This window comes from Streptomyces xanthii (assembly GCF_014621695.1).
Lineage (GTDB): Bacteria > Actinomycetota > Actinomycetes > Streptomycetales > Streptomycetaceae > Streptomyces > Streptomyces xanthii.
The window spans coordinates 2,720,415-2,742,819 of sequence record NZ_CP061281.1 but is presented as its reverse complement, the minus strand read 5'-3'; the positions used below and the strand labels follow the sequence as shown (position 1 = coordinate 2,742,819).

19 protein-coding genes are annotated in these 22,405 nt (G+C 72.2%); 9 read left to right on the top strand and 10 right to left on the bottom strand.

Going from position 1 to position 22,405, the window contains the following annotated elements:
- Positions 1-8 precede the first annotated feature (8 nt).
- Together IAG42_RS12320 and IAG42_RS12315 are read right to left on the bottom strand one after the other, a co-directional pair.
- Complete coding sequence (locus IAG42_RS12320) at positions 9-704, bottom strand: LmeA family phospholipid-binding protein (RefSeq protein WP_188337069.1); 696 nt, start codon at positions 702-704, stop codon at positions 9-11.
- 77 nt (positions 705-781) lie between these two features.
- Positions 782-1,342: a DinB family protein gene (locus tag IAG42_RS12315; protein WP_188337068.1), complete on the bottom strand. Its 561-nt coding sequence runs from the start codon at positions 1,340-1,342 to the stop codon at positions 782-784.
- A gap of 124 nt (positions 1,343-1,466) precedes the next feature.
- Between IAG42_RS12315 and IAG42_RS12310 the strand changes: the two genes are divergently transcribed.
- Complete coding sequence (locus IAG42_RS12310) at positions 1,467-1,724, top strand: hypothetical protein (protein ID WP_188337067.1); 258 nt, start codon at positions 1,467-1,469, stop codon at positions 1,722-1,724.
- A gap of 226 nt (positions 1,725-1,950) precedes the next feature.
- Here IAG42_RS12310 and IAG42_RS12305 read toward each other — a convergent pair whose 3' ends face one another.
- Positions 1,951-3,060, bottom strand: a complete 1,110-nt coding sequence (locus IAG42_RS12305; RefSeq protein WP_188337066.1) for a threonine synthase — start codon at positions 3,058-3,060, stop codon at positions 1,951-1,953.
- A gap of 230 nt (positions 3,061-3,290) precedes the next feature.
- Between IAG42_RS12305 and IAG42_RS12300 the strand changes: the two genes are divergently transcribed.
- The 6 genes from IAG42_RS12300 to IAG42_RS12275 all read left to right on the top strand — a co-directional run bounded on the left by IAG42_RS12300 (position 3,291) and on the right by IAG42_RS12275 (position 10,341).
- Positions 3,291-4,043 (top strand): GntR family transcriptional regulator, encoded by a 753-nt coding sequence (locus tag IAG42_RS12300; protein WP_188337065.1) that lies wholly within the window; start codon positions 3,291-3,293, stop codon positions 4,041-4,043.
- Positions 4,044-4,237: 194 nt separating this feature from the next.
- A complete protein-coding gene (locus IAG42_RS12295; protein ID WP_188337064.1) occupies positions 4,238-5,947 on the top strand; it encodes a purine-cytosine permease family protein in 1,710 nt (569 codons plus the stop codon).
- A gap of 253 nt (positions 5,948-6,200) precedes the next feature.
- A complete protein-coding gene (locus tag IAG42_RS12290; protein WP_188337063.1) occupies positions 6,201-6,401 on the top strand; it encodes an SPOR domain-containing protein in 201 nt (66 codons plus the stop codon).
- Positions 6,402-6,431: 30 nt separating this feature from the next.
- Complete coding sequence (locus IAG42_RS12285; protein ID WP_188337062.1) at positions 6,432-6,869, top strand: (deoxy)nucleoside triphosphate pyrophosphohydrolase; 438 nt, start codon at positions 6,432-6,434, stop codon at positions 6,867-6,869.
- Between the two features lie 97 nt (positions 6,870-6,966).
- A complete protein-coding gene (locus IAG42_RS12280; RefSeq protein ID WP_188337061.1) occupies positions 6,967-7,425 on the top strand; it encodes an ATP-binding protein in 459 nt (152 codons plus the stop codon).
- 228 nt (positions 7,426-7,653) lie between these two features.
- Entirely contained in the window at positions 7,654-10,341 is a 2,688-nt protein-coding gene (locus IAG42_RS12275) for a SpoIIE family protein phosphatase (RefSeq protein ID WP_188337060.1), read from the top strand.
- 11 nt (positions 10,342-10,352) lie between these two features.
- On the opposite strand, the gene IAG42_RS12270 is transcribed toward IAG42_RS12275, so the two are convergent.
- Together IAG42_RS12270 and IAG42_RS12265 are read right to left on the bottom strand one after the other, a co-directional pair.
- Positions 10,353-11,063 (bottom strand): PspA/IM30 family protein, encoded by a 711-nt coding sequence (locus IAG42_RS12270; RefSeq protein WP_188337059.1) that lies wholly within the window; start codon positions 11,061-11,063, stop codon positions 10,353-10,355.
- A gap of 54 nt (positions 11,064-11,117) precedes the next feature.
- On the bottom strand, positions 11,118-13,175 hold the full coding sequence (locus IAG42_RS12265; protein ID WP_188337058.1) for a TPM domain-containing protein: 2,058 nt from the start codon (positions 13,173-13,175) through the stop codon (positions 11,118-11,120).
- Between the two features lie 120 nt (positions 13,176-13,295).
- On the opposite strand from IAG42_RS12265, the gene argG reads away from it, so the two are divergent.
- Complete coding sequence (gene argG, locus IAG42_RS12260; RefSeq protein ID WP_188337057.1) at positions 13,296-14,741, top strand: argininosuccinate synthase; 1,446 nt, start codon at positions 13,296-13,298, stop codon at positions 14,739-14,741.
- 77 nt (positions 14,742-14,818) lie between these two features.
- On the opposite strand, the gene IAG42_RS12255 is transcribed toward argG, so the two are convergent.
- The 5 genes from IAG42_RS12255 to IAG42_RS12235 are packed head-to-tail and all read right to left on the bottom strand — an operon-like array spanning position 14,819 to position 19,384.
- Positions 14,819-15,508, bottom strand: coding sequence for a phosphotransferase (locus tag IAG42_RS12255; protein ID WP_223205955.1), 690 nt, complete (start codon positions 15,506-15,508; stop codon positions 14,819-14,821).
- Positions 15,509-15,545: 37 nt separating this feature from the next.
- The gene (locus IAG42_RS12250; RefSeq protein ID WP_188337056.1) at positions 15,546-16,322 is read right to left on the bottom strand and encodes a succinate dehydrogenase/fumarate reductase iron-sulfur subunit; all 777 of its coding nucleotides are present in this window, start codon (positions 16,320-16,322) and stop codon (positions 15,546-15,548) included.
- Positions 16,319-18,238: a fumarate reductase/succinate dehydrogenase flavoprotein subunit gene (locus IAG42_RS12245; RefSeq protein WP_188337055.1), complete on the bottom strand. Its 1,920-nt coding sequence runs from the start codon at positions 18,236-18,238 to the stop codon at positions 16,319-16,321. The genes IAG42_RS12250 and IAG42_RS12245 overlap by 4 nt, the downstream gene beginning before the upstream one ends.
- Positions 18,239-18,255: 17 nt before the next feature.
- Positions 18,256-19,068 (bottom strand): hypothetical protein, encoded by an 813-nt coding sequence (locus IAG42_RS12240; protein ID WP_188337054.1) that lies wholly within the window; start codon positions 19,066-19,068, stop codon positions 18,256-18,258.
- Positions 19,069-19,093: 25 nt separating this feature from the next.
- Positions 19,094-19,384: a hypothetical protein gene (locus IAG42_RS12235; protein WP_188337053.1), complete on the bottom strand. Its 291-nt coding sequence runs from the start codon at positions 19,382-19,384 to the stop codon at positions 19,094-19,096.
- 428 nt (positions 19,385-19,812) lie between these two features.
- On the opposite strand from IAG42_RS12235, the gene IAG42_RS12230 reads away from it, so the two are divergent.
- A complete protein-coding gene (locus tag IAG42_RS12230) occupies positions 19,813-22,164 on the top strand; it encodes an ABC transporter family substrate-binding protein (RefSeq protein WP_188337052.1) in 2,352 nt (783 codons plus the stop codon).
- The last annotated feature ends 241 nt before the right edge of the window (positions 22,165-22,405 follow it).

The window sequence follows — 22,405 nt, the reverse complement described above, 5'->3', positions numbered from 1 at the left end:
ACGGTTCCTCAGCCGCTCACCGGGATGTCGGTGCCGCCCACCGTCAGCCGGAGGCCCTCCGGGAGCGGCGTCGCGTCCCGCAGCGCGATGCCGCCCGGGAGGCGGGTGATCGACTGCTCGAAGTCGGTCACCGAGCGGATCTGCTCCTCCGAGACGCCCTCCGCCTCCGGCGGGTTCTCGGCGCGGACGCGGAGCGTCGTGCCCGTCACCTCCACCCGGCTCAGCACCGCGTAGGTCTGGCCGTCCCTGGTGACCTCCACCTTCATCCGGCCCTCGCCACCGTCCGACAGGCGCGTGACGCGGGCGCCCGAACCCGGGTCCGACGCGGCCGCCTTCAGCAGCTCGTCGTACGGGATCAGGGCCGTGCCCGTCGCCGTACGGGCCTTCGCCGCCGAGAAGCCGTTCGTGAACTCCACGTCCCGCAGCCGGAGTTCGAGGTCGTCCAGGCGGGCCGTGCTGCCGCCGGGCACCGTCGCCTCGTACGTGTCGATCGACGCGTCGATCTCGTCCAGGCCGCCCGTGGCGATCTGGGTGAGGAACGGGAAACCCTTGATGGACACGTCCGGTGTGGCGGACAGGCCGATCGAGGTGGCCAGCTTGTCCGCGGCCTTGCCCTCGAGGACGTGGACGGCGAGCCGGTCGGCTCCCACCCCCACGGCCGCGAGGACGACGGCCGCGATCACGAGTCTTCGCAGTGTGCGCATCCGGACAGCTCAGCAAGGACTAGACCAGAAGGCCGTGACTGGCGTCACACTTCGCGCAACGTCTTGATCACGGTTCCCTACTGGCCGACGCGGCCGTCCACGCACTCCCGCAGCAGATCCGCGTGGCCGCAGTGCCGCGCGTACTCCTCGATCCGGTGCACCATCAACTCCCGTACGGACGTTGCGTGCTTGCCGAGGCGCGTGCCCAGATCCGCGTGCGGGGCCAGCGCCGCGTCCATCGCCGCCTGCTCGCGTTCCAGGTCGGCGTACGCCGCGTCCACCACTGCCCGGTCCGCCACCGCTCCCTCGAAGTCCCCGTCGTTCTCGCCGTACAGGCTCGGCTGTGGATCGCCGTCCGTGATCCAGTTCTGCCAGTCCCGCTCGCACTCCGCCAGGTGACGCAACAGGCCGAGCAGCGACATCGTCGACGGCGGCACGGAGCGGCGCGCCAGCTGCTCCGGGGTCAGGCCCTCGCACTTCATCTTGAGGGTCAGTCGGTAGTTGGTCAGGAAGTCGTCCAGCGTCGCCAGTTCGCCGTCGGGCGACGGGCCCTCGCTGTTGCGCGGGTCGTCGTCCGGGTCCACCCACATGTCGGGGTAGACGGTCGCCTGGGTCCATCGTTCGGATGCCTCGGTCATCCGTTCATCGTCACCTGTGCTGGTGGGTGACGCGACCGGATTACGGCCGAACGTCCTGCGTGCGGCGGTAGGTTGATCGGCATGTGCCCGCTCGTTCGGGCGGGGGAACGGGGGAACGATCGTGATGGAGAGTATGGAAGTGGCGCTCTTCCTCGTGGTGGCCGGCGCCGTCGTCGCCTCGGCCGAGCGCGCCACGCGCAAGCGGCAGAAGGTGTTCCGGGACACCTACGGGACCTACGAGGGCTTCCGGCGCGAGGTCGACGAGGGGCGCGTCCGCACGGTGCGGCGCGAGCGGGGGGACGTCGCCGCGATCAAAGCCGTGCGGGACGGGCATCCGAGTGTCTCGCTGCGGCTGGCCAAGCGGTACGTGCAGGAGCTGTGACCGGAGGGCGCCTGAAGGGAGGGTGGCCGCCTGGGGGCTTTTGGCGGCTTTCCGGTCGTTCCTACAGGTGTCGGGGCGGGTTCGGGACCGCACGGGGCATGTGCGTGCTCGCCATCCCGGAGGCGCCGCCCGCCGGTAGCGGTGCGGGAAGCCTGAGCTCGGTGCTGCGCGCGCACATGCCCCGTGCGGTCCCTGCCGTCTCGTACGTGTCTGCGGGCCGATGTGTCTAGGCGGATGCCAGGCCCGTCTTCAGGCCGGCGCCGCACAGGGGGACCACCGCTGTGCGGCCTTCGAGGGGGATCGTCTCGCGGGCTGCGGCCCAGCAGGCCACGCCCGTGGACTCCACGTAGAGGCCCTGGGAGGCCAGGTCGAGCTGGGCGTGGCGGATCTGGTCCTCGGTGACCGTGTGGAAGGCGCCGCCCGATTCCCGTACGGCCCGGAGGATCTGGCGGGCCCTGGGCGGGTTCGGGATGGCGATGCCCTCGGCGAAGGTCGGGGCCTGAGGGGGGATGGAGAGGAGGTCGTCGGCTCCGGCGCGCCAGGCGTCGGCGAGGGGGGAGACCGCTGCGGCCTGTACGGCGTGGAGGGCCGGGCGGCGGTCGATCAGGCCCGCGCCGTGCAGTTCCCGGACGGCGAGCGCGGCGCCCAGGAGCAGGGTCCCGTTGCCCACCGGGACGACGAGCACGTCGGGCAGGCGGCCGCCGAGGTCCTCCCAGAGTTCGTGGACGTACGTCTTCGTGCCGTGCAGGAAGTACGGGTTGTAGACGTGGCTGGCGTAGAAGACGCCGGGTTCGTCCGCGGCCTCGCGTGCGGCCCGCGCCGTCGCCTCGCGGTCCCCGGGGACGATCTCGAGGCGGGCCCCGTGCGCGCCGATCTGCTCCAGCTTCTTCGGTGACGTGCCCTCGGGGACGTAGACGCTGCAGGGCAGCCGGGCGCGGGCGCAGTACGCGGCGATGGCGGTGCCCGCGTTGCCGCTGCTGTCGGCGATCACCCGCTCGGGGCGCAGGCGGGCGGCGAGGGCGGCGAGCATGACGGCCCCGCGGTCCTTGAACGACAGCGTCGGCATCAGGAAGTCCAGCTTGGCCGAGATCGAGTCCGAGAGCGGAACGACCGGAGTGCGGCCCTCGCCGAGCGTGCAGTCCGGAGTCGGCAGCGGCAGACATTCGGCGTAGCGCCAGAGCGAACCCGTCCGGCCTGTCAGTGACTTGAGGGGCGCCGGAGTGGGGGCGTAGTCGAGATCCAGCGGCCCTCGGCACAGGGGACAGCACCAGTCGAGCGAGGCGGCGGGCACCCGGGTCCCGTCGGCGGAGCAGTAGCGGTCAGGCAGCGCGGTCATGGGGAGAGACTAGGCGGCGGTTCCTCGTCGGACGGGCGCCCGCACGCGCATGCGACTCGGGATTCGATGTGTGAAACATGCACTACCTGGAGAAAGTCGCTGCGTGAAGGGTTGAGCACCCTCAAGTCATCACTTCGAGTGATTCTTTGGCCTTTGCTTGCACGGCTCAACCCACGGTTGCCAGGCTGTCGCTGTCTGTCAATCAGATTGGGATCCGAGGGGGAAAACCAGTGACATTCGGTGAGCAGCCGGCCTACCTGCGCGTCGCGGGTGATCTCCGCAAGAAGATCGTCAATGGCTCGCTGCCGCCGCACACCCGGCTCCCGTCGCAGGCCAAGATCCGCGAGGAGTACGGGGTCTCGGACACGGTGGCGCTGGAGGCACGGAAGGTCCTGATGGCGGAGGGCCTGGTCGAGGGCCGTTCGGGCTCGGGCACCTACGTGCGCGAGCGCCCGGTGCCGCGCAGCGTCGCGCGTTCCGGCTACCGCTCGGGGAGCGGTTCCACGCCTTTCCGGCAGGAGCAGGCCGAGCCCTCGGCGCGCGGCACCTGGGAGTCCCGCAGTGAGCAGGCCGAGGCCGACGCCGCGGTCGCGGAGCGCCTGGGGCTGCGCCCCGGAGACCGGGTGATGCGCACCAAGTACGTGTTCCGGGACGCGGGCGAGGTGATGATGCTGTCCACCTCGTGGGAGCCGCTGACCGTCACGGGCCGCACCCCGGTGATGCTCCCGGAGGAGGGCCCGCTCGGCGGCTGCGGCGTCGTGGACCGGATGGCGGCGATCGACGTGATCGTGGACAACGTGACGGAGGAAGTCGCCGCCCGTCCAGGTCTCGCCGAGGAGTTGAGCGCGCTCGGCGGAGTGCCGGGCCACGTCGTGCTGGTCATCAGCCGGACGTTCTACGCGTCGGGCAGACCGGTGGAGACGGCCGACGTGGTTGTTCCGGCGGACCGCTATCGGATCGCGTACCACCTGCCCGTGAAGTAGCCGAGTAGTCAGGGGCGCCCGATAGGCGGACGCCCCGGTCCGGCCCGTGTGACGGGGAGTTAACCCCGTCGGCCCTCCCGTAACCGCCCGGCAATCCCGCACGGCGCAGAGCCGTCACGCGCGGCTCCTACCTTCCGTCTGCGTACCGGCCGCGCCGGTATACCGCCGACTGACGGACGAACGGGAAGCCGCCGATGACCGAGACCGCTCTGCCCACCGCAGGCCCGGAGACGACCGGGCAGCCCAGCGACCGCCCCCCGAAACGGAGCTACGCACGGCTGGCCGCCGACGAGTCCCGCGAGGACTTCTCGCTGCGCTACGCCCCGCACGCGTATCGCCGCTGGTCACCGACGATGGTCGCCTCGACCGCGCTGGGCGGCATCGCCTACCTCGCGGACTTCGCGATCGGCGCGTCGATCGTGTTCACGTACGGGTTCACGAGCGGACTGGCGTCGATCCTGTGCGCGGCGACGATCATCTTCCTGACCGGTATACCCATCGCCCGGGCCTGTGCGAAGTACGGCCTGGACATGGATCTCATCACCCGGGGCGCGGGCTTCGGGTATTTCGGGTCCACGCTCACGTCGCTGATCTACGCCTCGTTCACGTTCATCTTCTTCGCGCTCGAGGGCTCGATCATGGCGCAGGCGATGCACGAGGTGACCGGACTGCCCTTGCCGGTCGGGTACTTGCTGACGACGCTGATCGTGATCCCGATCGTGTTCCGGGGGATGGGAGCGCTGGCGAAGGTGCAGGCGTGGACCCAGCCGGTGTGGCTGATCGGTCTGGTGCTGCCGTTCGTGGTGCTCGCGGTGGAGTCGCCCGGCTCGTTCTCGGCGTTCACGCACTTCGGCGGGACCGAGGGCGCCGGCAGCGGCTTCGACTGGCTGGGCTTCGGGCTCGGCACCGGCGTCGCGCTGTCGCTGATCGCGCAGATCGGAGAACAGGCGGACTACCTGCGCTTCATGCCGGCGAAGACCGAGTCGAACAGGAAGCGGTGGAATCTGGCCGTTCTGGCGGCGGGCCCGGGCTGGGTGGTGATCGGCGCGGCGAAGCAGCTCGGTGGCGCGCTGCTCGCGTTCGTGGCGCTGGAGGCCGTGGGCAAGACCCACGCGCTCGAGCCGATCGCGCCGCAGGTCGAGGCGCTGAAGCCGTGGCTGGGCTCGGTCGCGCTGCCGGTCGCGGCGCTGTTCGTCGTCGTGTCGCAGATCAAGATCAACGTGACGAACGCGTACAGCGGCTCGCTGTCGTGGTCGAACTTCTTCTCCCGGGTGACGCACCGGCACCCGGGACGGGTCTGGTACATCTTCCTGAACCTCGCCATCGCGCTGACGCTGATGGAGATGAACATGTTCGCGGCCCTGAACAAGCTGCTGGGCTTCTACTCGAACGTGGGCATCGCGTGGATCGCGGCGGTCGCGGCGGACCTCGTCGTCAACAAGCGGGTGGGCTGGAGCCCCAAGTACATCGAGTTCAAGCGGGCGTACCTGTACGCGGTGAATCCGGCCGGCTTCGGGTCGATGGTGATCGCGTCGGCGGTGTCCATCGTGGCGTTCTTCGGGCTGTTCGGGGAGTACGCGCAGGCGTTCTCCACCTTCATCGCGGCGGGCCTCGCGCTGGTGCTGTGCCCGCTCATCGCGTGGGCGACGAAGGGGCGCTACTACCTGGCGCGGCCGAACCCGGTCAACGGCCCGGACGCGGTGGTCGAGGACGTGACGGCGACGCACGTGTGCGGGGTGTGCGAGACGGCGTACGAGCTGCCCGACATCGCGGACTGCCCGGTGCAGGCCGGACCGATCTGCTCGCTGTGCTGCTCCCTGGACGCCGAGTGCGGGGACGTGTGCACGAAGGCGCCGACGGGGGAGCCGGTGCTGCTGCCGGTGCCGACGGTGCGCGCGGGCTGAGCGGGACGGCCGTCCGGCAGCGGGCCGGCTGAGGGACAGGGGGCGCGTTCTGACGAATGCGCCCCCTGCTCGTGTGCCCTGTCTTGGCCGGTCGGTGGCTTGCGGCGTATCTCTTTGTGCCATTCCGTATCCGCTCCGTGAAGGTCAGGCGTACGCTCGGGCATATGCGGAATGCGGTTTCCTCGGGATGCTCATCGGGATGCTTAGGGGGCGGGGCGCGATGCGAGCCGGAGTCGGAGAGCGGAGGGGCGCGATGAGTGACGGCACGACCACGCTGCCGTGGCAGGTCATCCGCCAGGACGACAACGGCAACCGCTACCGCGTCGGCCGGTACGCGACCAGGGCGGAAGCCGAGAGCATCGCCGACAGCCTCGACGAGCGCGGGCACAAGCAGCTGTACTGGGTGGAGCGCCTGGGCCAGGGCGGCCCGGGGCAGAACGGCACGGTGAACTGAGCGGGGCGCGGCGCCCGTAGGCTCCACCCCATGACGGACATTCCCGTGGTGGTGGTCGCCGCCGCCCTGTACGACTCCGCGGGCCGGCTGCTCGCCGCGCGACGGAGTGCGCCCCCCGAGCTGGCCGGCCGCTGGGAGCTTCCCGGGGGCAAGGTCGAGCCGGGTGAGCCCCCGGAGCGGGCGCTCGTGCGCGAGCTGCGCGAGGAGCTCGGGGTGGCGGCGGAGCCGGTCGCGCGGGTGCCGGGGGAGTGGCCCCTGAAGCCGGGGTACGTCCTGCGGGTGTGGCGCACGCGGCTGCTGTCCGGCGAGCCGGAGCCGCTGGAGGACCACGACGCCCTGCGCTGGCTGGAGCCGGACGAGGTGTGGTCGGTGGACTGGCTGGACCAGGACGTGCCCGCGGTGGCGGCGGCCCTGGAGGAAGCCCCCGGAGCGGGTGACCCCGAGAGGGACGCGGTGCGCGAGCGGTGACGGCGCGATAGCATCCGGCACAGTTCGGGTATATCCGTGTTGTCTGAGTTATCCGGAGTCGTTCCCAGTCGTTCGGGTTTCTTTTGATTGTCCGGGTATGCCCGCTGTAGTCGGGCGGGATCCGTCGCGGGGCAGGGAAGTGGTCTGCGTGCTCCACACCGAAGGCGACCGTGCCGAGTGGGCTTTCCCCGCCGATCCGTCGGCCGTGCGCAAGGCCCGCTGGGCGGTCCGTACCCAGCTCGCGGACTGGGGCCTGGACGACCTGGGGGACGTCACGGCGCTGCTGGTCAGCGAGCTGGTCACGAACTCCCTGCGGTACGCCTCCGGCCCCATCGGGGTCAGCCTCGTCCGCCCCGCCGGTGACGGCGAGACCCTGCTCGTGGAGATCTCCGACCCGCTGCCCGACCCGCCCCGCGCCCGCACCGCCGCACCCGACGACGAGGGCGGCCGCGGCCTGCAGCTGGTGGCCGGAGTGGCCCGGCGCTGGGGCACCAAGCCCGGCGGCACCGAGGACGCCGGAAAGACGGTCTGGTTCGAACTGACTCTCCCGGGTTGAGCCGCTCCTGATCGGTCAGGAGAGGGATGCGGGCGACCGGTGCGTGGCATCGTGTGTGGGCGCACCCGGACCCTGGGTACGGAAAGAGTCGGTCCCGACGGGCCAAAAAGCGTCGGGAGCATGGTGTGATCGTGAACACCGTGTTGCGCGGCTCCGTAGTGCTGGATACTGCGGGCAGCTGCCCCGGTGACCGATGCCGGACGCGGTGAGCTGGAGGGGACGGTTCGCGTGAGCGAGATACCAGCGAAGGCCGGGGCGTCCGAGGGTCCCTCGGGCGCGGCCTCGGCGCGGCATGCCGGATCGGCCCCGCGCGGCGGCGGCAGCGGGCCGGAGTCCGGCGGTGCCGGGCAGCCCGCGCAGGCCGATGTCTGGCAGTCGAGCCCGCCCGGGTCGATCTACGACTACATAAAGGTCGCCTCCTTCTCCATCGGGCCCGACGGACTGATCGACCAGTGGAGCCGGCGCGCCGCGCAGATCCTGGGCGTCGGTACCGAGGACGCCGTCGGCAAGGACCCCATCGAGGCCTTCGTCCCCGCCGACCTGCGCGAACGCGGCCACCGCAAGATGGCCGAGATCCTCGACGGCAGGGAGTGGACGGGCGTCGTCCCCTTCCGCGCCCCGGGCGGCGGCGCGGACGAGAGCGCGGCCGACGCCGAGGCCCGCACCGGGCTCGCCGAGGTCTACGTCATGCCGACGCTCACCGAGTCCGGCGAGCGCGCCGCGGTCTGCATCGTCGTGGACGTACGGACCCTGCGGCGCATCGAGACCGACCTCGCCGCCTCGCAGGCCATATTCGGCCAATCTCCCTTCGGCTTCCTGCTGTTCGACACCGACCTCAAGGTCCAGCGGGCCAACCGCACGTTCACCGCCGTCTTCGGCGGGCACGTCGACGACCACCGCGGGCGCACCGTCCACGACTACCTGCCCCGGCACGAGGCGGAGCGGGTGCAGGGTGCGTTGCGCCGGGTCCTGGAGAGCGGCGAGGCCGTCACCGACATGCAGCTGGTGGGGACCGCGCCGGACTCCGTCGAGCGCCGCCACTGGTCGGTCAACCTCTACCGCGTGCACAGCGGTTCGGGCCGGCCCATCGGCATCGCCGGACTCGTCACGGACGTCACGCGCCGGCACGCCGCCGCCCGCGAGGCCGCCCACGCCCGCCGCAACCTGGCGCTCCTGAACGAGGCGGGCGCCCGCATAGGGAACTCCCTGGACCTGGAGACCACCGCGCGCGAACTGCTCGACATCGTGGTCCCCGGCTTCTGCGACCTGGCCTCCGTCGACCTGTACCAGGGCCTGCTCGCGGGCGACGAGGCGCCGCCCGGGCTCGCCGACGGCAGCGCCGAGCTGCGCCGGGTCGCCGCCGCGAGCGCCGTCGCCGACATCCCCTTCCTCGACCTCGGCAGCGAGGCCCCGGTGAACGTGGGCGCGGTGCACCGCTTCGCGTTCAACTCGGCCTGCGCCGACGCCCTGCGCACCGCGCGCCCCCAGCTGTTGCCCGCCGAGCCGGGCGGCCTCGTCCGCTCCACGCTCGCGGTGCCGATGGTCGCGCACGACACGGTCGTCGGCCTCGTCCAGTTCTCCCGGACCAAGGGGAGCGAGCCCTTCGGCGAGCGGGACCGGGCGGTCGCGGTCGAGCTGGCCGCGCGCGCCGCGGTCTGTATCGACAACGCCCGCCTGTACCGCCGGGAGCACGAGCGCGCCCTGATACTGCAGCGTTCCCTGCTGCCGCCGGACAACCCGGAGGCCTCGGGCCTGGACATCGCCTGCCGCTATCTGCCGGGCAACGCGGCGACGGAGGTCGGCGGCGACTGGTTCGACGTCATCGAACTGCCGGGCCACCGCACCGCGTTGGTCGTCGGCGACGTCATGGGCCGCGGCCTGCGCGCCGCCGTCGCCATGGGTGAACTCCGCACGGCCGTGCGCACGTTGGCCCTGCTCGATCTCGAACCGGCCGAGGTGCTCAGCGCCCTGGACGAGATCGCCCGCGGCCTCGGCACCCCCGGCGGCGTCCAGCAGGCGACCAGAGCGGCCCGCAGAACCGGCGCCCCGGAGCGCGGCGACCTCTCCGAGGTGTACCTCGCCACCTGCGTCTACGCGGTCTACGACTCCGTCACCCGGCGCTGCACCTTCGCCAACGCGGGCCATCTGCCGCCGGTCCTCGTCGAACCCGGCGAGGGCGCCCTGATGCTGGACGTGCCGCCGGGCATGCCGCTCGGCGTCGGCGGCGAGCCGTTCGAGGAGGTGGAGGTCGAGCTGCCCGAGGGCTCGCTGCTCGCGCTCTACACGGACGGGCTCGTCGAGTCCCGGGACCATCCGCTGGACGAGGGCCTGTCCTCGTTCCGCGCGGCGCTCGACGCGCCGCCCCGGGCCGGGACCACGCGCACGCACTCCGAGGAGCTGGAGGACATCTGCGACCACGTCCTCGGCAGCCTCGACACGCACCACGGCGAGGACGACATCGCGCTCCTCATGGCCCGGGTCCAGGGCCTGCCCGAGGAGAACGTGGGCGACTGGACGCTGCCGCGCGAGCCGAAATCGGTGGGCCGGGCCCGCGAGTACACCCGGGAACGGCTGACCGACTGGGGTCTCGAAGCACTCGTCGACACGACGGAACTGCTGGTCAGCGAGCTGGTCACCAACGCGCTGCGGTACGGCGAGGGCGAGATCAGGCTGCGGCTGCTGCTCGACCACACGCTGGTGTGCGAGGTGTGGGACGCGGGCCTGGTGCAGCCGCGCCGGCGCCGCGCCCGGGACACGGACGAGGGCGGGCGCGGACTGCAGCTCGTGGGTCTGCTCAGCGCGGCCTGGGGGTCGCGCCGCACCCCGCGCGGCAAGACCGTCTGGTTCGAACTGGCGCTGCCCGACGGCGACTCGGGGCTCGTGGACCCGACGGAGGCCCTGCTCAGCCTGTTCTGACGCGGGGAGCGTCAGGTGGTCTTGAGGGCGGCCAGCCGGGCCTCGATCTCGGCCGCGTCGCCGAGCGCGTCGAGTTCCTCGAACTGGGCGTCGAGCGAGGACGCGGCGAGTTCCTGCTTGCCGAGTGCCCACGCCTCCTCGCGGCGCACCTTGTCCTCGAAGCGGCTCAGCTCGCTGGTCGGGTCGAGGACGTCGATGTTCCGCGCCGCGTCGAGCATCTGGTTCTGGGCCTGCGCGGTCTTGGCGCGGGCCACCAGCTCGTCGCGCTTGGCCTGCAGTTCGGTCAGCTTGGTCTTCATCCGGTCGAGGCCGCTCTTCAGCTTGCCGACGACCTCGGTCTGCGCGGCGATGGCCGGCTCGGCGTCCCGGGCCTCCTGCTCCGACCGCAGCTGACGGCCCAGCGCGACCTTGGCGAGGTCGTCGAAGCGGTCGGCCTCCGCCGTGCTTCCGGCGGCCCGCAGCTCGTCGGCCTTCCGGCTGGCGGCCAGCGCCTTGCCGCCCCACTCGGCGGCCGCGGCCACGTCCTCCGCGTGGTCCTGTTCCGTGAGCCGCAGATGGCCGATCGTGGCCGACACGGCGTCCTCGGCCTCCCGGATGTTGTTGGTGTAGTCGCGGATCAGCTGGTCGAGCATCTTCTGCGGGTCCTCGGCGCCGTCGAGGAGCGCGTTGATGTTGGCCTTGGCGAGCTGGGTGACCCGGCCGAGGATGGTCTGCTTGGTCATCTGGGATCCCTTGGTACGGAGCTGGGTGCGGAGCCGTCAGTGGTGGTGCGCTGGTCAGAAGCGGCCGCCGGTGCCGCGCCGGCCCCGGGTGCCGCCGCCCCCGAAGCTGCCGGGCCCGCCCCCGCCGAAGGCGCCGCCGCCGGATCCGCCCCCGCCGCCGCCCCGCAGGACCTGGCCGAGGATGATCCCGCCGAGCACGGCGCCGCCCATGCCGGTGCCGCCGCGCCCGCCGCCCCCGTACGGATTCCCGTACGCGCGCACGTCCCGCTCGGCGAGGGAGCGGGCCTGCCGGGCCAGGGCGTCGGCCTGCTGGGCCTCGGCGAGCGCGGTGGCGGGATCGGTGGACTCGGCGGCCCGCGCGTTCGCGAGCCGGCGCTCGGCCTCCGCGAGCCGGGTGCGGGCCTCGCTGCCGATCGCGCCGCGGTGCGTGGTGAGGAAGTCGGCGGCGGCGCCGGTGCTGCTGCGGGCGGTGAGCAGGGCCTGGCCGAGGAGGCTGCGGGCGCGTTCGGCGCCGGCCTCGCGGGCACGGGCGGCGGCGAGGGACTGGTCGAGCGCGGAGTCGGCCTCCTCGACGCGGCGCAGGGCGCCGATCGGGTCGTGGGGTCCGGCGGCCTGTTCCCTGCGGACGTCGGCGACGACGGACTCGACGCGGGCGAGGCGGCCGCGCAGGTCGGCGGTGGGGACGCCCGGGGCGGTGCCTTCGAGGAGGCCGCGGGCGTCGGCGAGGTCGGCCTCGGCGTCGGTGAGGGCGGCGGGCAGCTTCTCGTCGGCCTCGGCGAGTTCGCGGGCGAGCCGCTCGACGGCCGTGACGAAGGTGCCGGCCTGGTCGACGGCGCCCTCGGCGGCACGCAGGTGGACGGCGCCCTTGCCGGTGTCGCCGCCCTCCAAGTACTGGCGGGCCTCGCCGAGCTGGGCGGTGGCGAACACCAGCCGGTCCTTGGCCTGTTCGACATGGCCCGCGACGGGCAGCAGGGCGGCGGGCGCGTACCGGGCGCCGAGGGCGCGCAGGGTCTCCTCGGCATCGGCGGTGCGGGCGGTCAGGGCACGGAAGGCCCGTTCGGCGCCGGCCAGCGCCTCGGGCGCGGACTTCTCCAGGGCGCGCAGCCGGTCGAACGCCTCGGCCTCGGCGTCGAGCCGCCGGTCCGCCTCCGTGCAGCGGCTGATGATCTCGTCGAGCATCCGCCGCTTGGTGGCGTCGTCCTCCGGGAAGGCGTCGTCGAGCTGCTGACGGAGCCTGAACGCGGCGGTGAGCTCGCTCTGTGCGGCGGCGAGCGCCTCCGCGTAGGCGGTGACGGCCTCCTCGCCGAACTGGGCGGTGGCGAAGCCGAGTTCCTCGGTGCTGGTACGGATGGCGTCGTCGGTCTCGACGAGGAGGTGCCGGGCCTGCCGGTCCAGCTCGGGCAGTGCGGTGGCGGCGGGCTTGCCCCAGCCGCCCGCGACCGCGCCGCCGCCGGGCGTGGTGCGGGTGTTCATCCGTTTCTTGCGCCGGGTGTAGGTGTACGCGGCGAGAGCGCCCGCCGCGCCGACGGCGATGAGAGGGAGTGCGAGGTCGCCGGTGCGGGTCCCGCCGTCGCTCGCGCCGCCGGGGTCGGCGGCGCCCGGGGTGAGGGTCGGGGTCGGTACGGGCTGTCCGGCGACGACGGCGCCGATGCCGTTCGCCGCGCCGATCGCGGCGCCCGCCCAGTCGTCGCGGCGCAGCGCGGGTTCGACGGCGGTGCGGGCGACGTCCTGGAGCTGGACGTCGGTGAGCCGCGCGTCGCGGTCCACGGAGAAGGCGTACTGCCGGTCGTGGGTGGCGACGGCGAGGAGCACGTCGTCGAGGCCGAGTCCGTTCTTCTCGGCGGTGGCGTTCGCCCAGTCCTGGGCGGTGCGGCCGGAGAAGTCGCGCACGTAGGTGACGAAGAGCTGGATGCCGCGGCTGTCGTCGAGCGTGGTCAGTGCCTGCGCCGTGACGTCGTCGCGGTCGCCGAGGGCGTCCACCTTGTCGGTGACCTGGCCGGTGCGGGAGAGGGTGACCGGGTCGTCGGCGTGGGCCGGGGTGGCGGGCAGCAGCAGCCAGGGGAGGGCGAGGAGCGCGGCCGCGGCCGTCCGGACGACTAGGGGCGAGGTCACCTTTCGGAGGTTATGTCCGGGTGCGGGGTGTCGCGACCGGGGAGATGCTGGGCGTCACGGGCGGAAATTGAGGGCGGGAACGGCTTTGCATGACCATGCATCGTGATGCATACTCTTCCTATGTCCAAGGTCCTCACCTCCCTCCCGGCCGGCGAGCGCGTCGGCATCGCCTTCTCGGGCGGCCTCGACACGTCGGTCGCCGTCGCGTGGATGCGCGACAAGGGCGCCATCCCGTGCACGTACACGGCCGACATCGGCCAGTACGACGAGCCCGACATCGCCTCGGTGCCCGGCCGCGCCAAGAACTACGGCGCGGAGGTCGCGCGCCTGGTCGACTGCCGGGCGGCGCTGGTCGAGGAGGGGCTCGCGGCGCTCACCTGCGGCGCGTTCCACATCCGCTCCGGCGGCCGCGCGTACTTCAACACGACGCCGCTCGGCCGTGCCGTGACCGGCACGCTGCTGGTCCGCGCGATGCTGGAGGACAACGTCCAGATCTGGGGCGACGGCTCCACGTTCAAGGGCAACGACATCGAGCGGTTCTACCGCTACGGCCTGCTGGCCAACCCGAACCTGCGGATCTACAAGCCGTGGCTCGACGCGGACTTCGTGACGGAGCTCGGCGGCCGCAAGGAGATGTCCGAGTGGCTGGTCGCCCACGACCTGCCGTACCGGGACTCCACGGAGAAGGCGTACTCGACGGACGCCAACATCTGGGGCGCCACGCACGAGGCGAAGACCCTGGAGCACCTGAACACGGGCGTGGAGACGGTCGAGCCCATCATGGGCGTCCGCTTCTGGGACCCCGAGGTGGAGATCGCGACCGAGGACGTCGTGATCGGCTTCGAGCAGGGCCGCCCCGTGTCGATCAACGGCAAGGAGTTCGCCTCCGCCGTCGACCTGGTGATGGAGGCCAATGCGATCGGCGGCCGCCACGGCCTCGGCATGTCCGACCAGATCGAGAACCGGATCATCGAGGCCAAGAGCCGGGGCATCTACGAGGCCCCCGGCATGGCCCTGCTGTTCATCGCGTACGAGCGCCTGGTGAACGCGATCCACAACGAGGACACCCTCGCCCAGTACCACGCCGAGGGCCGCCGCCTCGGCCGGCTGATGTACGAGGGCCGCTGGCTGGACCCGCAGGCCCTGATGATCCGCGAGTCGCTCCAGCGCTGGGTCGGCGCCGCCGTCACCGGCGAGGTCACCCTGCGGCTGCGCCGCGGCGAGGACTACTCGATCCTCGACACGACCGGCCCCGCGTTCAGCTACCACCCGGACAAGCTCTCCATGGAGCGCACCGAGGACTCGGCGTTCGGCCCGGTCGACCGCATCGGCCAGCTCACGATGCGGAACCTGGACATCGCCGACTCCCGCGCCAAGCTGGAGCAGTACGCGGGCCTCGGCCTGCTCGGCACGGGCACCCCGGTCGCGGGCGCCGCCCAGGCCGCCGTCACGGGCCTCATCGGCACCATGCCCGAGGGCGGCGCCGAGGCCATCGCCTCCCGCGGCGAGGTCTCCGCCGAGGACGAGGTCCTGGACCGCGCCGCGATGGAGTCCGGCACGGACTGATCTCCGGCACGGACCGATCCGCCGCAGCACCGACGCAGAGGGGCGCTCCCGACCGGGGGCGCCCCTCCGCGTCAGGTCTACGGGGTGACGCCCGCCGCCACCGCCCGCACCAGCTCCGCCGCCGCGCCGAGCCGGGCCTTCTCCTCGCCGGTCAGCGTCGGGTTCGCCGTGCGGCGGGCGCGGGCCTCGTCCAGGGCGGGGCCGGTCGTGCCCGGCGCGGGATCGGCGAGCAGCGCGGGCAGGACCACACGCAGCGCCGGCGCCGCGTCCGACCAGTCCGGGTGCAGGCACACCTCGGCGAGCACGATCGCCGACATCGCCCAGTCCAGGGCCGGATCGCCCAGCTCCGTGGTGCCCCAGTCGATGACGACGGGCCCGTCGGCCGTGCGGATCACGTTCTCCGGGTGCAGATCGAGATGCAGCACCCGGCCACCGGCCCGGGCGGGCACGGCGTGCAGCCGGCGCAGCAGCGCGGCGAGTTCGGCCCCCGCGTCGGCCGGCGCGAGCTGCCCGCTGAGCAGCTGCTCGGCCTGCGTCGGCCCGTCCAGCCGCTCCATGACCAGATCGCCGGGCCCGAGCCCCGCGTCCGCCCGGATCAGCGGCGCCGGAAAGCCGTGGCCGCGCACATAGCCCATGACCTCGGCCTCGGGCCGGGCGTCGAGCCCGTCCCGGTAGCGCCGCAGCACCCAGCCCGGGTCGAGCGCGTAGACATCGGCGGTCCGGCCCCGCCCCAGCAGTACCGGTTCTCGTTCGCGCTGATCTTCCAACCGTCCCCCTACGACGCGGACCCGGCGGCGAGGGCCGCTACGACGAAGACCTCCGCCGGATCTTGTTGCCCAGCCAGACCACCGGATCGTACTTACGGTCCGCGGCGCGTTCCTTCAGGGGGATCAGAGCGTTGTCGGTGATCTTGATGCCCTCGGGACAGACCTCGGTGCAGCACTTGGTGATGTTGCAGTAGCCGAGGCCGTGCTCGTCCTGGGCGGTGGTCTTGCGGTCGAGGCCGCTCGCCTCGGCGGCGTCCAGCGGGTGCATGTCGAGCTCGGCGACGCGCATCAGGAAGCGGGGCCCGGCGAACGCGGGCTTGTTCTCCTCGTGGTCGCGCACCACATGGCAGGTGTCCTGGCACAGGAAGCACTCGATGCACTTGCGGAACTCCTGCGAGCGGTCCACGTCCTCCTGCGTCATCCGGTACTCGCCCGGCGCCAGCTCCGCGGGCGGTACGAACGCGGGGACCTGCCGCGCCTTCGTGTAGTTGAAGCCGACGTCCGTCACCAGGTCCCGTACGACGGGGAAGGCGCGCAACGGCGTGACGGTGACGGTCTCCTCGCGGGTGAAGACCGACATGCGGGTCATGCACATCAGCCGGGGCCGCCCGTTGATCTCCGCCGAGCACGAGCCGCACTTGCCGGCCTTGCAGTTCCAGCGGACCGCGAGGTCGGGGGCCTGGGTGGCCTGCAGCCGGTGGACGATGTCGAGGACGACCTCGCCCTCGTGCACCTCGACCTCGAAGTCCCGCAGGTCCCCGCCGTCCTGGTCCCCGCGCCACACGCGGAAGTGCGCCCGGTACGCGTCACTCACTTCAGCAGCTCCTCTTCGGCCAGGTACTTCACCAGCTCCTCCTTCTCGAAGAGGGCGAGCAGGTCGGGGCGGACGGGCGGGGTCTCCTCGCGGCCCAGCGCGATGCGGCCGGACCCCGGATCCGCCGGGTCGCGCAGCCGGCACAGCAGGTTCAGCCGCCGCCAGTCGCGGTTCATGCCGGGGTGGTCCTCGCGGGTGTGGCCGCCGCGCGACTCGGTGCGCTCCAGGGCGGCGCGGGCGATGCACTCGCTGACCAGCAGCATGTTCCGCAGGTCGAGCGCGAGGTGCCAGCCCGGGTTGAACTGCCGGTGCCCCTCGACCCCGGCCCGCCGGGCCCGCACCCGCAGCTCGCCGAGCCGGCGCAGCGCCTGCTCCATCTCGCCCTCGCGGCGGATGATGCCGACCAGGTCGTTCATCGTCTGCTGGAGCTCCTGGTGCAGGGTGTACGGGTTCTCGGGGACGGCGCCGTCCTCGGCGGGCTCGGCGGAGAAGGGGCGCAGCGCCTCGGCGGCCGCGGCGTCGACCCCGGCGTCGTCCACACGGGGCCGCTCGGCGGGGACGAGGCCCTGTGCGTGCTCGGCGGCGTGCAGTCCGGCGCGCCGCCCGAAGACCAGCAGGTCGGACAGCGAGTTGCCGCCGAGCCGGTTGGAGCCGTGCATGCCGCCGGCCACCTCGCCCGCCGCGAAGAGCCCGGGGACGCCGCGCGCCGCGGCCGTGTCCGAGTCGACGGCGATGCCGCCCATCACGTAGTGGCAGGTCGGCCCGACCTCCATGGCCTCGGCCGTGATGTCGACGTCGGCCAGCTCCTTGAACTGGTGGTACATGGACGGCAGCCGTCGCCGGATCACCTCGGCGGGCATCCGCGTCGACACGTCGAGGAAGACGCCGCCGTGCGGGGAGCCGCGGCCCGCCTTCACCTCGGAGTTGATCGCCCGGGCCACCTCGTCGCGGGGGAGCAGCTCGGGCGGGCGCCGGTTGTGGTCGGGGTCCTCGTACCAGCGGTCGCCCTCGGCCTCCGACTCCGCGTACTTCTCCTTGAAGACGTCCGGGATGTAGTCGAACATGAACCGCTTGCCCTCGGAGTTGCGCAGCACGCCGCCGTCGCCCCGCACGGACTCGGTGACGAGGATGCCCTTGACCGACGGCGGCCAGACCATGCCCGTCGGATGGAACTGCACGAACTCCATGTTGAGCAGGGGAGCCCCGGCGAGCAGCGCGAGGGCGTGGCCGTCGCCCGTGTACTCCCACGAGTTGGACGTCACCTTGAACGACTTGCCGATGCCGCCGGTCGCCAGGACCACGCTCGGCGCCTCGATGACGAAGAAGCGGCCGGTCTCGCGCTCGTAGCAGAAGACGCCGCAGACCCGGCCCGCGCCGTCGGTCAGGACGCGGGTGACGGTGCACTCCTGGAAGACCTTGAGCCGGGACTCGTAGTCGCCGGTCTCCTTGTGGTCCTCCTGCTGGAGCTGGACGGTCTTCTGCTGGAGCGTGCGGATCAGCTCCAGGCCCGTACGGTCACCGACGTGCGCGAGGCGCGGGTACTCGTGCCCGCCGAAGTTGCGCTGGGAGATCCGGCCGTCCTTCGTGCGGTCGAACAGCGCGCCCCAGGTCTCCAGCTCCCACACCCGGTCGGGGGCCTCCTTGGCGTGCAGCTCGGCCATCCGCCACTGGTTGAGGAACTTGCCGCCGCGCATCGTGTCCCGGAAGTGGACCTGCCAGCCGTCGCCGGAGTTCACATTGCCCATGGCGGCCGCGATGCCGCCCTCCGCCATCACGGTGTGCGCCTTGCCGAACAGGGACTTGCAGATCACCGCCGTACGGGCGCCCCGCTCGCGCGCCTCGATCGCGGCCCGCAGCCCGGCGCCGCCGGCCCCGACCACCACGACGTCCCACTGCTGCCGCTCCACTACAGACATTCAGCCAGACCTCACCATCAGAAGAAGCGCGGATCGTCGAAGGCGCCGGACGCGACCAGGTACACGTAGAAGTCGGCGAGCGCGACGCTCACCAGCGAGGCCCAGGCGAGCAGCATGTGACGGGCGTTCAGCTTCCCGACCCAGCCCCACAGGCGGTAGCGCACCGGGTGTTTGGAGAAGTGCCTGAGGCGGCCGCCGACGATGTGCCGGCAGGAGTGGCAGGACAGCGTGTACGCCCAGATCAGCGTGATGTTCAGCAGGAACACGAGGGTGCCGAGGCCCATGTGGCCCCACGCGTAGTGCTCGTCGCGGAAGGACAGCACGGTGTCGTAGGTGAGGATGCAGGCGACGAGGACGGCCGCGTAGAAGAAGTAGCGGTGGATGTTCTGCAGGATCAGCGGGAAGCGGGTCTCGCCGCTGTACTTCTTGTGCGGCTCGGCGACCGCGCAGGCGGGCGGCGACGCCCAGAAACCGCGGTAGTACGCCTTGCGGTAGTAGTAGCAGGTCAGCCGGAAGCCCAGCGGGAAGATCAGGATCAGCAGGGCGGGGGACAGGCCCCACCAGCCGCCGAACAGCTCCCAGTTGGGGCCGTGCCGCATCGGGGCGCAGTTGTCCGCGAGACACGGCGAGTAGAACGGCGACACGTACGGGGCCGCGTAGTAGTCGGCGTTCGCGAAGGCCCGCCACGTCGAGTAGACGACGAACGCGAGGAGTCCGCCCGCGGTGGCGGCGGGGGCCAGCCACCAGCGGTCCGTGCGCAGATGTCGGGCGGTGATCGCGGCCCGGGTCCGGCTCCGGACGCCGGTGCCGCTGTCTGTGCCGGTGGCCAAGGAAGCCTCCGCAGGTGGGGTGGGGTCAGGGAGCGTGCCGGTCCCGTGCGCCGAGCCCTTCGTCGTCGGAGTCGGTCCACAGGGAGTTGTCGTACGGGGTGTCGGGGATCGGTACGACGTTCTTCTTGGCGGCCGGAGCGGGGGCGTGCTGCGCGGAGGCGGCGCGCAGCAGGGCCACGCTCTCGCGCAGGTGCTCGGTGTCGGCGCGGACCCTGCGCAGATCGGGGCCGGTCGCCTCCGGCGGGAGCTGGTTGACGGCTCGGGTCAGTTCGTCCACGCAGCGCTGAACGACCGTCAGGTCGTCGGTCAGGGACATGGTGTGCCTCGCTTCCGCGGGTTGCGGCGGAGATGCGTGTGCGGGTGCGAGTGTCGCGCGTCACATTGCGCTTTGGGAAGGGGGCGGTTCGGTTTCGCGGGCGGCTGCGGGCCGGTGGGGCTTCTCGCGCAGTTCCCCGCGCCCCTGGAGATGCGCACTTCGTGCGCCATCTCCCTCGGGCGCTCGCCCATCGGGGAAATGCGACGCGAAGCGTCTGCATTTCAGGGGCGCGGGGAACTGCGCGACCAGCCCCCACCGGACGGAGAGCCGAAGACTCGCCAATTGGGCCGCACGAGTGGGAAACGGGACGGGGGCCGCCGTGTCGCCGACCGGCCAAGCGCTCGCCCCGGTTCCCTGTGGCGATAGATGTGATCAGCTCCATACTCCGCCAAACGTGATCAAACCGGCCGTCCCCGGAGGTACCCGTGATGCGACCCGCCCCAAGGCGCCCAGGCGCAGCCGCCCGATCGGCCGCGTTCCTCGTGAGCGGTGCCCTCGCCGTGACCGCCCTCGCGGGGTGCGGCTCCGACGACGAGGCGGGCAAGCCCGCCGCCGGGCAGGACATCGCCCCGGCCGCCCGCGAGCAGATCAAGGACGGCGGTACCCTGCGCTGGGCCATCGACGCCCTGCCGCAGACCCTGAACACCTTCCAGGCGGACGCCGACGCGAGCACCGCCCGCCTCACCGGCGCCCTGCTGCCGTCGATGTTCCGCATCGACGCCCAGGGCCGCCCCGCCCGCGACGCCGACTACCTGGAGAAGGCGGAGGTCATCAAGACCGAGCCGAAGCAGGTCGTGCTGTACAAGCTGAACCAGCAGGCCGTCTGGAGCGACGGCCGCGAGATCGGCGCCGCCGACTTCGCCGCCCAGTGGCGCGCCCTGTCCGGCAAGGACTCCGCGTACTGGACGGCCCACAACGCCGGCTACGACCGCATCGAGAAGATCGAGCGCGGCGCGAACGACCTCGAGGTGCGGGTCACCTTCGCCAAGCCGTACGCCGACTGGCGCGCCCTGTTCTCGCCGCTGTACCCCAAGGACGTCATGGGGACGCCGGACAGCTTCAACGAGGGCGCCCGGCGCAAGCTCAAGGTCACGGCGGGCCCGTTCGCCCTCGACGAGATCGACCGCGACGCCAAGAAGATCACCCTCAAGCGCAATCCGCGCTGGTGGGGCAGCCAGCCCAAGCTCGACAAGCTGGTCCTCGCGGCGGTGCCCCGCGCGGAGCGCCCCGCCGCGCTGGCCGCCGGAAAGCTCGACCTGGCCGACGTCGACCCGGGCGGCGCCGACCGCATCGCGTACGCGGCCCGCGACCAGGGCTCCTCGGGCCCCCTCGCCCACGGCCCCGGCGCCGCGCTGACCCCGGCGCAGGCGACCCGCTCCTGGGCGATCGCGCACGGCGCGGACGACGAGGAGGCGGCCGAGGAGGAGACCACGGCCCGCGCGAAGACCCGCAAGGCGATCAAGAAGTACACGGCCGAGCAGGCGGAGCTGCACGGCTTCCGGCTCCGCAAGTCCCTGGAGCCCGCGTACACGCAGCTGGCGCTCAACGGTTCCTCCGGGCCGCTCGCCGACGAGCGGGTCCGGCGGGCCGTGGCCCGCGCCATCGACCGCACCAAGCTCGCCGAGTCCGTCCTCAAGCCGCTCGGCCTGCCGGTCAGCACGGTCGACAACCATCTGGCCCTCGCCGGCCAGGACGCCTACGCCGACAACAGCGACGCGCTGGGCAAGCAGGACACGGCCGAGGCGCGGGCGCTGCTCGCCGAGGCGGGCTGGGTGCCCGGCGGCGCCGTCGACGAGGAGAAGAAGGACCACCCGAAGACGGCCGGCGGCAACGCCGACGACTCGTCCAAGGACTCCAAGGACGACAAGAAGGCGAGCAAGGAGAGCAAGGGGAGCAAGGAGTCGGAGGACGCCGACGACGGCACGTACATCGTCGGGGAGGACGACCAGAAGTCCGGCGACGACGGGAAGCCCGGCGACACCGCGGCCTCCACCCCGCTGCTGGGCGCCGCCGCCGACACCTCCGCCCAGTACGCCGCCCTCCTCCACCAGGCCGACGCGGTGAAGGTCCGCGTCGCCGACCAGGAGAAGAACAAGCACTCCGACGGGATGAAGAACGACGCCAAGCGGTACGACGCCCAGCAGGGCGGCGCCCCCGGCGCCTACGCCCCCAAGGGCACGGCCGCCCCCGCCCGTGCCGCCGCCGGCCCGCTCGCCAAGGACGGCAAGCCGCTGACCCTGCGCTTCGTGGTCCCCGCGGGCGCCGGTTCGGAGCAGCTGCGCACGGTCGCCGACCGGATCACGCAGATGCTGGAGAAGATCGGCGTGCGCACCGACATCACGAAGGTCGCCGACGAGAGCTACTTCAAGGACCACATCGCGTCCGGCCAGTACGACCTCGCCCTGTACTCGTGGCCCGCCTCGGCCTACCCGGCCACCGACGCCCGCCCGATCTACGCCAAGCCCGTCCCGGCCGCCGACGGCTCGCTGACCGTCGAGCAGAACTACACCCGGGTCGGCACCGACCACATCGACCAGCTCTTCGACCAGGCCATCGGCGAGCTCGACCAGGACGAGGAGCGCTCGCTGGTCAAGCAGGCGGACGCCCGGATCTGGGCCGCCGCAGGATCGATTCCCCTCTACCAGCGCCCCGAGCTGGTGGCGGCCCGCAAGGACCTGGTGAACGCCGGCGCCTTCGGCTTCCAGGAGCCGGACTACGAGAACATCGGCTACCTCAAGCCCGGTGTGCAGCGCGTCGCGCCGGACCCGAAGGACCGCTGAACAGATTCTCAGATCAGATCCAGCTCAAGTCTCTTGCCCGCCGGACCACCCGGCGGGCAAGCTTGTTCACACCCATTGACCTGCGGATTCCCCCCACCTCGGGGCTCACCCCCATCTGCGTCCCCACCTGCGCGAAGAGCCCCGAAGAGCCTCAACCCGTCAAGCCCCGTACCATGGGGTGAGGCCGTGGCGTGTCCAGCCCGGCAGGGCGCGCGTATCACTGATGTACGCGCAGCCGTCC

Coding starts and splice junctions, on each gene's coding strand:
- IAG42_RS12290 (WP_188337063.1), top strand. CDS start 6,201: ATGAGTGACGGCACGACCACGCTGCCGTGGCAGGTCATCCGCCAGGAC.
- IAG42_RS12305 (WP_188337066.1), bottom strand. CDS start 3,060: ATGACCGCGCTGCCTGACCGCTACTGCTCCGCCGACGGGACCCGGGTG.
- IAG42_RS12310 (WP_188337067.1), top strand. CDS start 1,467: ATGGAGAGTATGGAAGTGGCGCTCTTCCTCGTGGTGGCCGGCGCCGTC.
- IAG42_RS12235 (WP_188337053.1), bottom strand. CDS start 19,384: ATGTCCCTGACCGACGACCTGACGGTCGTTCAGCGCTGCGTGGACGAA.
- IAG42_RS12270 (WP_188337059.1), bottom strand. CDS start 11,063: ATGACCAAGCAGACCATCCTCGGCCGGGTCACCCAGCTCGCCAAGGCC.
- IAG42_RS12285 (WP_188337062.1), top strand. CDS start 6,432: ATGACGGACATTCCCGTGGTGGTGGTCGCCGCCGCCCTGTACGACTCC.
- argG (WP_188337057.1), top strand. CDS start 13,296: ATGTCCAAGGTCCTCACCTCCCTCCCGGCCGGCGAGCGCGTCGGCATC.
- IAG42_RS12320 (WP_188337069.1), bottom strand. CDS start 704: ATGCGCACACTGCGAAGACTCGTGATCGCGGCCGTCGTCCTCGCGGCC.
- IAG42_RS12295 (WP_188337064.1), top strand. CDS start 4,238: ATGACCGAGACCGCTCTGCCCACCGCAGGCCCGGAGACGACCGGGCAG.
- IAG42_RS12280 (WP_188337061.1), top strand. CDS start 6,967: ATGCCCGCTGTAGTCGGGCGGGATCCGTCGCGGGGCAGGGAAGTGGTC.
- IAG42_RS12230 (WP_188337052.1), top strand. CDS start 19,813: ATGCGACCCGCCCCAAGGCGCCCAGGCGCAGCCGCCCGATCGGCCGCG.
- IAG42_RS12245 (WP_188337055.1), bottom strand. CDS start 18,238: ATGTCTGTAGTGGAGCGGCAGCAGTGGGACGTCGTGGTGGTCGGGGCC.
- IAG42_RS12315 (WP_188337068.1), bottom strand. CDS start 1,342: ATGACCGAGGCATCCGAACGATGGACCCAGGCGACCGTCTACCCCGAC.